The organism is Methylopila musalis, assembly GCF_042679725.1.
GTDB classification, from domain to species: domain Bacteria; phylum Pseudomonadota; class Alphaproteobacteria; order Rhizobiales; family Methylopilaceae; genus Methylopila; species Methylopila musalis.
The window spans coordinates 1-11,425 of sequence record NZ_JBHTMX010000093.1 but is presented as its reverse complement, the minus strand read 5'-3'; the positions used below and the strand labels follow the sequence as shown (position 1 = coordinate 11,425).

General features: G+C 70.0%; 12 protein-coding genes. 4 read left to right on the top strand and 8 right to left on the bottom strand.

What is annotated here, in order from left to right:
* Positions 1-814, top strand: an 814-nt coding sequence (locus tag ACFQ4O_RS10940; RefSeq protein WP_378775730.1) for a bifunctional diaminohydroxyphosphoribosylaminopyrimidine deaminase/5-amino-6-(5-phosphoribosylamino)uracil reductase, incomplete at its 5' end; no start/stop codon positions are given.
* A gap of 6 nt (positions 815-820) precedes the next feature.
* Here ACFQ4O_RS10940 and ACFQ4O_RS10935 read toward each other — a convergent pair.
* From ACFQ4O_RS10935 to ACFQ4O_RS10905, 7 genes are all read right to left on the bottom strand, one after another.
* Entirely contained in the window at positions 821-997 is a 177-nt protein-coding gene (locus ACFQ4O_RS10935; protein WP_378775729.1) for a hypothetical protein, read from the bottom strand.
* 96 nt (positions 998-1,093) lie between these two features.
* Entirely contained in the window at positions 1,094-1,567 is a 474-nt protein-coding gene (locus ACFQ4O_RS10930; RefSeq protein WP_378775728.1) for an Lrp/AsnC family transcriptional regulator, read from the bottom strand.
* 288 nt (positions 1,568-1,855) lie between these two features.
* The gene (locus ACFQ4O_RS10925) at positions 1,856-2,746 is read right to left on the bottom strand and encodes a LysR family transcriptional regulator (RefSeq protein WP_378775727.1); all 891 of its coding nucleotides are present in this window, start codon (positions 2,744-2,746) and stop codon (positions 1,856-1,858) included.
* Between the two features lie 101 nt (positions 2,747-2,847).
* Positions 2,848-3,819 (bottom strand): thioredoxin-disulfide reductase, encoded by a 972-nt coding sequence (gene trxB / locus ACFQ4O_RS10920; protein WP_378775726.1) that lies wholly within the window; start codon positions 3,817-3,819, stop codon positions 2,848-2,850.
* Positions 3,816-4,817, bottom strand: a complete 1,002-nt coding sequence (locus ACFQ4O_RS10915; RefSeq protein WP_378775725.1) for a mitochondrial fission ELM1 family protein — start codon at positions 4,815-4,817, stop codon at positions 3,816-3,818. Before ACFQ4O_RS10915 ends, trxB begins: the two co-directional genes overlap by 4 nt.
* Positions 4,818-4,907: 90 nt before the next feature.
* A complete protein-coding gene (msrP, locus tag ACFQ4O_RS10910) occupies positions 4,908-5,897 on the bottom strand; it encodes a protein-methionine-sulfoxide reductase catalytic subunit MsrP (protein ID WP_378775724.1) in 990 nt (329 codons plus the stop codon).
* Positions 5,898-6,487: 590 nt separating this feature from the next.
* Positions 6,488-7,006 carry a DUF992 domain-containing protein gene (locus ACFQ4O_RS10905; protein ID WP_378775723.1) on the bottom strand — a complete coding sequence of 173 codons (519 nt, stop codon included), beginning with the start codon at positions 7,004-7,006 and terminating at the stop codon, positions 6,488-6,490.
* A gap of 187 nt (positions 7,007-7,193) precedes the next feature.
* Here ACFQ4O_RS10905 and ACFQ4O_RS10900 point away from each other — a divergent pair, with 187 nt between their 5' ends.
* Complete coding sequence (locus ACFQ4O_RS10900; RefSeq protein WP_378775722.1) at positions 7,194-7,331, top strand: hypothetical protein; 138 nt, start codon at positions 7,194-7,196, stop codon at positions 7,329-7,331.
* Positions 7,332-7,446: 115 nt separating this feature from the next.
* On the opposite strand, the gene ACFQ4O_RS10895 is transcribed toward ACFQ4O_RS10900, so the two are convergent.
* Complete coding sequence (locus ACFQ4O_RS10895) at positions 7,447-8,649, bottom strand: pyridoxal phosphate-dependent aminotransferase (protein ID WP_378775721.1); 1,203 nt, start codon at positions 8,647-8,649, stop codon at positions 7,447-7,449.
* Positions 8,650-8,880: 231 nt separating this feature from the next.
* Between ACFQ4O_RS10895 and ACFQ4O_RS10890 the strand changes: the two genes are divergently transcribed.
* Together ACFQ4O_RS10890 and pepN are read left to right on the top strand one after the other, a co-directional pair.
* Positions 8,881-9,348, top strand: a complete 468-nt coding sequence (locus tag ACFQ4O_RS10890; RefSeq protein WP_378775720.1) for a hypothetical protein — start codon at positions 8,881-8,883, stop codon at positions 9,346-9,348.
* 85 nt (positions 9,349-9,433) lie between these two features.
* The coding region (pepN, locus tag ACFQ4O_RS10885) for an aminopeptidase N (protein WP_378775719.1) at positions 9,434-11,425 on the top strand (1,992 nt) is incomplete at its 3' end.

Below are 11,425 nucleotides of genomic sequence, written 5' to 3'. Positions count from 1 at the left end.
CCGCGCGGTGGTCGCGGCCGCGGACCCGGACCCGCGGGTGAACGGCCGCGGCTTCCAGCGGCTTCGGGAGGCGGGCGTGGCGGTGACGTTCGGCGTCGGCGGCGCGGAGGCGCGCGAGCTGAACGCCGGCCACGTCTCACGAATCGCGCGGGAGCGGCCCCGTACCCTGCTGAAGCTCGCAGTCTCCCGCGACGGCAAGGCGGGGCTCAGCGGCCGACGCCCGGTCGCGATCACAAGCGAGGCGAGCCGCGCTTACGTCCACATGCTGCGCGCCCAGTCGGACGCCATCCTGGTCGGCGTCGGCACGGCGCTGGCGGACGACCCCGACCTGACCTGTCGGCTGCCGGGGATGGCCGGGTGGTCGCCTACGCGGATCGTGCTGGATTCGGACCTGCGGCTGCCGCTGTCCTCGAAACTGGTCACAAGCGCCGATGTGACGCCGACCGTGGCGATCGCGGCTCACGACGCGGCGTATGACGCGGAGCGCGCGCTCGCGGCGCGCGGCGTGCTGGTCTGGCGGGTGGATCGCGTGGATGGCCGCGTCGGCCTCCGTCCGGCGCTCACACTTCTCGCCCTGCAAGGAGTGACGCGGCTGATGGTCGAAGGCGGTCCGACGCTCGCCGCCGCCCTGCTGCGCGCCGATCTGGTGGACGAAGCGGCCCTTGGCCAAAGCCCAACAGACCTTGGTCCAAACGCCATTGATGCGCTCGACGGCCTGCCGCTCGCCGCGATCACGGCGTCGCCCGCCTTCGAGATCAGCGGGCGGCGCGTCATCGGGCCGGACCTATGGCGGCGCTACGTCCGCCGCCGCTGAGGCCGGTCAGCGCAGGAAGAACATCCAGACGATGCCGAGCGCGACCACTGCGCTGATCATGCTGATGGTAAGCACCCGCGGCATGTTGCGCGGCCGGTTGGTGGCCTGCTTGGCCTCGACCGGGTCCAGAACCTCGGTCTTCGTGCCGGGGGGCGGCGCGTAGTGATGGGTGTGGTCGGTCATGACGCCTCCAGATCGCGGCGACGCCCTCAGATGGCGCCGCTCTCAAGGAGACAACGGCTCACGGCCCGATCCGATCCCTCGAAGGGCGGGACGTCATCAATCCGTGATGTCGAACGGCGCGGAGGCCTCGTTCTTGATCTGGCCGAGCGCCAGCGCTGTCTTGACCGTCTTCACGTTGCGCGCACCGGTCAGCTCGATCACAAAGCTCTGGAAGCTGGTGAGGTCCTTCGCCACGCACTTCAGCATGAAGTCCACCTCGCCCGAGAGCATGTGGCACTCCCGCACCTGCGGCCAGTCACGCACCCGCGCTTCGAAGGCCGCAAGGTCCGCTTCCGAATTGCCGCCGAGCTGGACCATGGCGAAGGCGGTGACCTCGAAGCCGAGGCGACGTTCGTCCAACAGCGCGCGGTAGCCGCGGATCACGTCCGCCTCCTCCAGCGCCCGCACCCGGCGCAGGCAGGGCGGCGCAGAGATGCCGACCCGGCGCGCCAGCTCCACATTGGTCATGCGCCCGTCCGCCTGCAGCTCGGCGAGGATTTTGAGGTCGATCGCGTCGAAGCGGCCGCGCATGTGGCAAAATTCCGATGTTGCAACGCAAAACAGCGTCGTTCGGGTGTAGCGGTCGCACGGCCCCAACTCAAGCGCCGCCTGCGCGCCCCGCCCATGACGAAAAAAGCCGGACCTGCGCTGACGCAGATCCGGCTTCGAGGTTGGAACGACGCGCTGCGGGGGGCCACACGCCCGTCGCTTCCGGGAAAAGGCCTCCGAACACGCGCGCAAGGGGGGATAGCGCACAGCGTCGTCGTCGGCCTCGCTCAACCTGCGCTCAAGTGAGCGATCGATCAAGCATCCATCCGGCTAATAGGCCCAGCGCTGCGCCTTGGAGATCAGGAAATCCCGGAACACATTGATGCGAGCGACGTTCTTGAGCTCCTCCGGATAGACGAAATAGGCCTCCAGCGTCGGCATCTCGGCGTCCTCCAGCACGCGCTCGAGGTTTTCCGAGGCGTCGACGAAGTAGTCTGGGATCACGGCGATGCCGACGCCGGACTCCACCGCGAGCTTGATCGCCGCCACGCTGTTGATGGTGAGGCAGGCGGAGCGGGGATCTCGCGGCGGCCGGTTCACCGTCAGCGGCCAGTTGATGCTCTGCAGGAACGAAGGGATCGGCCCGCCGAACTCGATCAGGCGGTGGTTGTCCAGATCCTCGATCGTCGCCGGGCGGCCATGGCTGGCGATGTACGAGGGCGCGGCGAAGACGTGGTAATGCACGGTGAACAGCCGCCGCTGGATCAGGTCCGGCTGGGTCGGCTGCCGCAGGCGGATCGCCACGTCCGCCTCGCGCATGGAGAGGTCGAGCTCGTCGTCGGTGAGGATGAGCTGGAGCTGGATGTCCGGGTAGAGATCCATGAACTCGCCGAGGCGCGGCGTCAGCCAGCCGGAGCCGAAGCCGACCGTGGTGGTGAGCTTCAGCACCCCGTTCGGCCGCTCGCGGCTGTCGGCGAGCGTGGAGCGCGCGGCCTCAAGCTTCGAGAACACGTCCTGCGTGGTGCGGAACAGCAGGTCGCCCTGCTCGGTCAGGATCAGGCCGCGGGCGTGGCGGTGGAACAGCGGCACCTTGAGGTCGTGCTCCAGCGCCGACACCTGACGGCTGACCGCCGATTGACTGAGGCCCAGCATTTCGCCTGCGCGCGTGAAGCTGCCGGCGTCTGCGGCTGCGTGGAAGATGCGCAGCTTGTCCCAGTCCATTCGTCCCCCTTCGGGCGCAGCCCCGGCGCCGCTGTTGATGGGCAGGCGGCGGGGCGGCCGCGCGCCGCCTCGCCGGGAGTGGTGTTGTGCGATCGCCCGCGTCAGGCCGCGTGGCGCGCAGCGTCCTCAGCCGCGAGGAAGCGTTCGGCGTCGAGCGCGGCCATGCAGCCCATGCCGGCCGCCGTCACCGCCTGCCGGTAGGTCTCGTCCGCCACGTCGCCGGCGGCGAACACGCCCGGCACGTTGGTGAGCGAGGTTCCCGGCCGGACCGCGAGATAGCCGGAGGGCTTCATGTCGAGCTGGCCGCGGAACAGCTCCGTCGCCGGCGCGTGGCCGATGGCGACGAACACGCCGTCGCAAGCGATCGCGCTCGGCTGGCCGGTGCGGGTGTCGACCAGCTTCACGCCCTCCACCTTCAGCGGCGTTCCCCCGCCCAGCACCTCGGCCACGGTGGCGTTCCACACCACCTCCACCTTGGGATGGGCGAACAGGCGATCCTGCAGGATGCGCTCGGCGCGGAAGCTCTCACGCCGGTGCACGACCGTGACCTTGGAGGCGAAGTTCGTCAGGAACAGCGCCTCCTCCACCGCGGTGTTGCCGCCGCCGACCACGACCACCGCCTTGTTGCGGAAGAAGAAGCCATCGCAAGTGGCGCAAGCCGAGACGCCGTAGCCCTTGAAGCGCTCCTCGCTGTCGAGACCGAGCCACTTGGCCTGCGCGCCGGTCGCAACCACCAGCGCGTCGCAGGTGATGACGCCGTTCGACTCCGTCTCCAGCACGAAGGGCCGGCGCGACAGGTCTACCTTCGCCACATGGTCGAACAGGGTGCGCGCGCCCATGCGCTCGGCCTGGGTCTGCATCTGCTCCATGAGCCAGGGGCCCTGGATCGGCTCGGCGAAGCCCGGATAGTTCTCCACATCGGTGGTGATGGTGAGCTGGCCGCCGGGCTGCAGGCCGGAGATCACCAGCGGCTGGAGCATGGCGCGGGCCGCGTAGACCGCGGCGGTCCAGCCCGCCGGGCCGGAACCGAGGATGATGAGGCGCTCATGCCGGGGAGCGGCGTCGTTGGTCATGTCGTCCGTCCGTTCGTTTCGCGCGACGGCGCCGGCCTCTCGGCGGCGGCGTCGCTGCGCAGGATGTGGCGCGTCGCGGCCAGAGCCTCGATGGCCCGGGCGATCTCCGGCGTGGAGTCGATCGGATCGTAGGCGTAGCGCTCGATCCGTCCCCGGAAGGGCCGGATCACGCCGAGCTCGGTCAGGCGGTCGAGAAACGCGCGCGTCTTGCGACGCCCGCCCGAGGGCTCGAACACCATCACCGGCGCGCCGGTCGCGACCGCTTCGCCCACCATATTGGTGGAATCCGCCGTCACGACGAGGGCCTCCGACTGCGCCAGCAACGAGATATAGGGGTTATCCCCGGTTCCGTTCCATAGATGATGCGCGATGCCCGCCACCGCGGCCGCCAGACGCGGCGGCGTGCGGCGCGAGGCCGTGGCCATCAGAACGGCGCCGTCGGCCTTCAGCCGGGTCAGTCCCGCCACCAGCCGGTCGATGTCCTCGTCGGTGAACCGGCTGTGCCGCGTGTCGCCACCGAGCAGCACCCCGACGCGGGGACCGACCACCGACGGGTCCACCAACGGCGGCGCGCCCCGCGCCGCCGCGAGCCGCACCGGGCGGATGCGGTGGGGGCTCGTCGGCGTGACGATGACGTTCGGCCCGCGCAGCCGGTCGTGCTCGGGAACCCAGACGATGTCGGCGACGCCGCAGCCCGCACGGGCGTCGCGCAGGAACACGGTGATGACGCGCCCGCCGGACGCCGCTTTCACCCGCCGGAGATGGGGCACGACCCGCCGCCCGGCCGCGATCACCAAATCGGGCCAGCCCTCGCCGGCCGTCGGCGCGATCGGGCTGCCATAGCGGTCGGGGGCGTCGCGGGGGTCGAGCGGCCCCCAGGGCGCGAACCACACCCAGGGCGCGCGCGGATGGACGCGCCGGCGCTCGATCCGGTCCGCGACGGCTTCCGCCACCCCGAGGCAGGGTTGCTCGTCGCCGGCCTTCCCATCGGTCAACACCCATGCGCGCATGGGCGGACTGTTATATGCGCGGGCGTGCGATGCAAGCGTTCGACCAAAGTCGCAACGCCGCAGCGCGGCCGCCGGGCTTCACATGAACAGCTTTTCGCCCGTCAGGCCGGCGTAGAGCCCCGCCACCTGCTCGCCGTAGCCGTTGTAGAGCAGCGTCGGACGGGTCTCGTCCGCGCCCAGCACCCGCTCCCGCGCCTGGCTCCAGCGCGGATGGGGAACCTCCGGGTTCACATTGGCCCAGAAGCCGTACTCCCGCGGCCCCGCCGCCGCCCACAGCGTGGTCGGGCGCTGCTCCACGAAGTCGATGGCGACGATCGACTTGATCGACTTGAAGCCGTATTTCCACGGCAGCGCCAGCCGCAGCGGCGCGCCCATCTGCTTCGCCAGCGGCTTGCCATAGGCGCCGGTGGCGAGGAAAGCGAGTTCGTTGGTCGCCTCCGCCATGCTCAGGCCCTCCACATAAGGCCACTCGTACAGCGGGCTGCGCTGGCCGCTCGCCACCTTCGGGTCGAGGAAGGTGGTGAAGCGCACATATTTCGCGGAAGCGAGCGGCCGCGCCCAGGCCACGAGATCCTTCAGCGGCGCCCCGCTCCAGGGCAGCGCCATGCCCCAGGCCTCCACGCAGCGGTGGCGGTAGAGCCGCTCCTCCAGCGGCAGGGCTTTGAGCAGATCGTCGATCCCGATCTCGCGCGGCTTTTCCACCAGCCCGCCGATCTTCAGCGTCCATGGCCGCAGACGCAGCTTCTGCGCCTCGTCAGCGATGTATTTGCTGGTCCCGAACTCATAGAAGTTGTTGTAGCCGAGATTGACCGCCTCGGGCGTCACCGCCCGGTCGAGCGCGTAGGCCGGGTTGCGCTTGAGCGGGTAAAGCCCGGCGCTCGGGTCCGCCTCAGGCGGGGCCGCCGCCTCGCCGCCGCCGAACAGCCAGCCGGCGCGTGACGGCGACGGCGCCAGCGCCGCGGCGCCCGCAAGGCCCACGCCGAGCAGAGCCCGCCGGTTGAGAACCACGTCCTCCGGCGTCGCCGCGCTGTCGGGCAGCGCCCAAGGTGCTTTGCGCAGAATGTGCATGGGATCGGTCCTCCCGCCGGCGGTCTCGTCCGATGTTTACGACCGAGCGCGGCGGAAGGATGACGCGTCGGGCCTCGATGGGGGCGGTTCCGACGTACGGCGGCCTGTTCGCCGTCATGCCCGAGGGTGCCTCGGGCATCCACGACTTGGACGTCGATGTTTTCACTCAAGGGAAGTCATGGACACCCGCGCGAAGGCGCGGGCATGACGTGGAGAAGGCGACGCGCCGTAGATATTCTCGGGCAGGCTTGAAGCGACTGCCTGAAAACACCCTCAACCGTCATGCCCGAGCTTGTCTCGGGTATCCACGACTTGGCCGTCAACATTTGCGCCCAAGGCAAGTCGTGGATACCTGCGCGAAGGCGTGGGCATGACGTGGAGAGGGTTATGCGCCGCGGATATTCTCAGGCAGGCTTGAGGCTACTGCCTGAAAACCCCTCAACCGTCATGCCCGAGCTTGGCTCGGGCATCCACGACTTGAACGTCGACGTTTGCGACCCAAGGGGAAGTCGTGGACACCCGCGCGAAGGCGCGGGCATGACGTGGAGGGTCCGTGGCGCGCGGCGGCCGTTGGGCCGCCGGCGCGTCGCTCAGATCGGGTCGAGATGGAGCGAGGACAGGCCGGCGGCGACGCTGATGCCGGTCTGGCCTTCGAGGCTGAGCGGCTGGAGCGAGATGGTGGAGCGGGAGCCGCCCACCAGCACGTTGGCCCCGCCGCCCACCAGCGCCGCCGCGCTCGCCGAGGCGCCGCGGTAGCTGCCGGCGAGATCGCCCGGTCCGATCGAGCTGGAATGGGCCACCACCGCCCATTGCAGCACGCTCGGGCCCGTGGCGCCCACGTCGACGCCGATCTTGCCGAGCGTGCCCATGTAGGCGTCGACCGGATAGCGGGCGCCGGCCGGGCGGTACTCGCAGGACAGCTCCTTGGACGAGCCGAGGATGTAGCCGATGGAGCCCGGCGACTTGCAGCTCAGCACGCCGACCTGAACGCCGGAACGGGCTTCCTTCTGGATGACCACGGAGGGGTGGCGCGCGTCGGCGGCGAGCGCCGCCCCGCATCCGGCCGCCAGCGCGGCCACCGCCGCGAGGCTCTTGAGACCGATCGACATGACGTACTCCCGTTGCGTTCGCTGGAAGCGAAACGTGCGGCGGCCGGAAAGCGTTCCGGTCCGTCCGCGCTTGCACGCGAGACCGCGCCTCGCCCTGCGCGCGATCTCGCGATCGAAAAGCGTCCGAACGATGGGCGAAGGCGTCCGTCCATCCTATGCTGCGACGACACGTCCGAAGAGGCCAGCAATGGCGAACGTCGAATTCTGGCTCGCGCTTCTCAAGGCCGTCGTCGTGCTCGGCGTCCTCGTCGGCTTCTTCGTGCGTCTTTTCACCGGGCGGGTCAGCCTGCGCAAGCTGCGCGGGCGGCGGTTCTGGCGGCTGTGATCGGCTCCCAGGACGGATCGTCAGCCCTCCGAGCCGCGCACCCCGGACGCTCCAGACACGAAAAAGCCCGCCGTCGAAACGGCGGGCTTCGCAGTCGGTCCGATCGCAGGCGCTCTTAGCGCAGCGCGCCGCAGAAGCGCTGGATGCGGGAGCAGGCTTCCTCCAGCACCTCGTCCGCCGTGGCGTAGGAGATGCGGAAGTTCGGCCCGAGGCCGAAGGCCGAGCCGTGCACCACGGCGACGCCTTCCGCCTGCAGCAGCTCGGACACGAAGTCCTCGTCGGTCTCGATCACCTTGCCCGAGGGCGCGGTCTTGCCGATCGTCTCCTTGCAGGAGGGATAGACGTAGAACGCGCCTTCCGGCGTCGGGCAGTTGAGGCCCTTGGCCTGGTTCAGCATCGACACCACCAGGTCGCGGCGCCGCTCGAAGGCGGTGCGGAAGCCCGGCAGGAAGTCCTGCGGGCCGGAGAGCGCCTCCAGCGCCGCCCACTGGGCGATCGAGCAGGCGCCCGAGGTCTGCTGGCCCTGCACCATCTCCATGGCCTTGATCAGCTTGTCCGGGCCGGCCGCGTAGCCGATGCGCCAGCCGGTCATGCAATAGGCCTTGGAGACGCCGTTCATGGTGAGCGTGCGCTCGTAGAGCGCGGGCTCCACCTGCGCGGGCGTGGCGAACTGGAAGCCGCCGAACACCAGATGCTCGTACATGTCGTCCGTCAGCACCCACACATGGGGGTGGCGGAGCAGCACGTCGGTCAGGCCCTTGATCTCATCGTGGCTGTAGGCCGCGCCGGAGGGGTTGGACGGCGAGTTCAGCAGCACCCACTTGGTCTTCGGGGTGATGGCGGCCTCGAGCGCCTCGGGACGGACCTTGAAGTTCTCCTCGAGCTTCGTCTCCACGAACACCGGCGTGCCGCCGTTGAGCAGCACCATCTCCGGATAGCTCACCCAGTAGGGCGCGGGGATGACGACCTCGTCGCCGGGGTTCAGCGTGGCGACGAAGGCGTTGTAGAGGATCTGCTTGCCGCCGGTGCCCACCAGCGTCTGCGAGGCCTTGTAGTCGAGGCCGTTCTCGCGCTTGAACTTCTGCGCGATCGCCTCCCGCAGCGGCTGGATGCCGGCCACGGGGGTGTACTTGGTCTCGCCGCGGCGGATGGCGTCGATCGCCGCGTCCTTGATGTTCTGCGGAGTGTCGAAATCGGGCTCGCCGGCGCCGAGGCCGATCACGTCGCGTCCCTGGGCTTTCAGGTCGCGCGCCTTCTGGCTGACGGCGATCGTGGCGGACGGCTTCACGCGCGAGAGCGCGTCGGCGAGGAATGCCATTTTCAGGGTGCTCCGGCAGGCGTTCAAAACGCGCGGACCCTAGGCGCGTAGACCTTTAGGCGCAACCGGGAAAACAAGGGCGCTCGCGCGCTCGTCCCATGGCCGGGTTGCGGCCGCGGCGGGGCCTCCGTTATCAATCGACCGCAAGGGCGGGGCCGTCGCGGCCGGGGCGTTTCCGGCGCCGCGGGGGCCATCAGACACAAGCGACCGGACCATATCAGGAGATCGCGCATGCAGACCCGACCTTTGGCCGCCCTCACGCTCGCCCTGTCCGCGGCGCTGGCGCCGGGCGCGGCGCTGGCCGAAGCCGCCGACCGGCTCGCGGGCCAGATCCGCGCGGCGAATTTCAACGAGCTCCGCGCCTTCGCCGACCGCCACGTGGACAAGGTGGTGGTGCTGGACGTGGCGGTGCTCGCAGGCTCCAGGTCGAAGGCCGCCGAGCTGAAGATGGACGGCGGCCCCGGCGGCGTCTCCGTGTTCCTGGCCGAGCCGCGCGATCCGGACGCCGCCCCGAAGACGCCCGGCGACCGGTTCGAGCTGTTCGTGATGAAGGGCGAAGGCGTGCAGCAGAACCCGCCCCGCATCATGGGCGCCTACAGGCTCAGCTATGGCGGCATGAACCAGGGGATCGTCTCCTACGCGCTGGAGCCAGTCGCCGCGGCGCCCTCGTCCACGGGCCGGACCACGACGCTGAAGTGAGCGCGAGGCGGGCGCTCGGCCTTGCGCGGCCCGGGCGGGCGGGCCTACACAGCCCGCTCGTTTCAAGGCCGACGGAGGAACGCCCATGCCCGCCGAGGATCCCCAGCTCGTTCGCCTCGCCGATTACCGTCCTTCGGACTTCCTGATCGACACGGTCGATCTGGATGTGCGGCTCGACCCGACCGCGACCCGCGTCACCGCGAAGCTGAAGGTGCGGCCGAACCCCGCCGGGCGCGAGAGCGCGGCGCTCGTGCTCGACGGCGACGAGCTGCGGCTGGTGTCGGTCGCGATCGACGGCGTGGCGCTGGACGACGACGCCCTCGACGCCTCGCCGGAGCGGCTGACGATCCCGAACCCGCCGCGCGGCGCCTTCGAGCTGACCGTGGTGACGGAGATCGACCCCACCGCCAACACCCGGCTGATGGGGCTCTACCGCTCCAACGGCGCCTACACCACCCAGTGCGAGGCCGAGGGCTTCCGCCGCATCACCTACTTCCTCGACCGGCCGGACGTGCTCGCGGTCTACACCACGCGGGTGGAGGGGCCGCAGGCGGAGACGCCGGTCCTGCTCTCCAACGGCAATCTGGTGGAGACGGGCCCTGCGGGCGACGGCCGCCACTTCGCGGTGTGGCATGACCCGCACCCGAAGCCCTCCTACCTGTTCGCTCTGGTGGCGGGCGATCTTGGCGTGGTGGAGGACCGGTTCGTCACCGCCTCCGGGCGCGACGTGGCGCTGAAGGTGTTCGTGGAGCACGGCCGCGAGGACCGCGCGACCTACGCCCTCGACGCCATCAAGCGCTCCATGCGCTGGGACGAAGAGGCGTTCGGCCGGGAATACGATCTCGACGTGTTCATGGTCGTGGCGGTGTCGCACTTCAACATGGGGGCGATGGAGAACAAGGGCCTCAACGTCTTCAACGACAAATACGTGCTCGCGAGCCCCGAGACCGCGACCGACGGCGACTACGCCAACATCGAAGCGATCATCGCCCACGAATACTTCCACAACTGGACCGGCAACCGCATCACCTGCCGCGACTGGTTCCAGCTCTGCCTGAAGGAAGGCCTCACCGTGTTCCGGGACCAGGAGTTCACCTCCGACACCCGCTCGCGGCCGGTGAAGCGCATACAGGACGCCCGCAACCTGCGCGCCTCGCAGTTCGCAGAGGATTCCGGCCCGCTCGCCCATCCGGTGCGGCCGCAGGTCTACGCCGAGATCAACAACTTCTACACGCCCACGATCTACGAGAAGGGCGCCGAGGTCATCCGCATGCTGAAGGTCCTGATCGGGCCGGAGGCGTTCAAGGCCGGCATGGACCTTTACTTCGACCGTCACGACGGCGAGGCCTGCACCATCGAGCAGTTCGTGGCCTGTTTCGCGGACGCCTCCGGCCGCGATCTCGAGCCGTTCATGCTCTGGTACCATCAGGCCGGCACGCCGACGGTGGAGGTCCGCACCGCCTATGACGCGGCCGCGAAGACCTTCGCGATCGAGGCGACGCAGACCGTGCCGCCCACGCCCGGCCAGCCGGTGAAGCGGCCCGCCGTCATCCCCATGGTGGTGGGCCTCGTCGGGCCGGACGGCGCCGACCTGCCGCTCACCGTCGGCGGCGCGCCCGCGAGCCCCGTGGTGGAGCTGACCGCGCCGGTGACGCGCGTGACGTTCGAGAACCTGCCCGAACGGCCCGTGGCTTCGCTGTTCCGCAACTTCTCGGCGCCGGTGAAGGTGGCGGCCGACCTTACGGACGACGACTACCTGTTCCTCGCCGCCCATGACGCCGATCCGTTCAACCGCTGGCAGGCGGGGCAGACGGTGGCGCTGCGGAACCTCGTCGCCCGGACGGCGGCGCTGCGCGCGAGCCGCCCGGAGCCGCAGGAGCCGCGCATCGCCGACGCCATCGGCCGCGCCTTCGCCCCGGACGAGACCGACCACGCCTACGCCGCCCAGGTGGCGGCGCTGCCGAGCGAGGGCGACGTCGCCCGCGAGATCGGCGACGATGTGGACCCGGACGCGATTCACGCCGCCCGCCGGGCGCTGAAGCGCGACCTCGCGGGCGCGCTCCGGGACGCGGCGGCC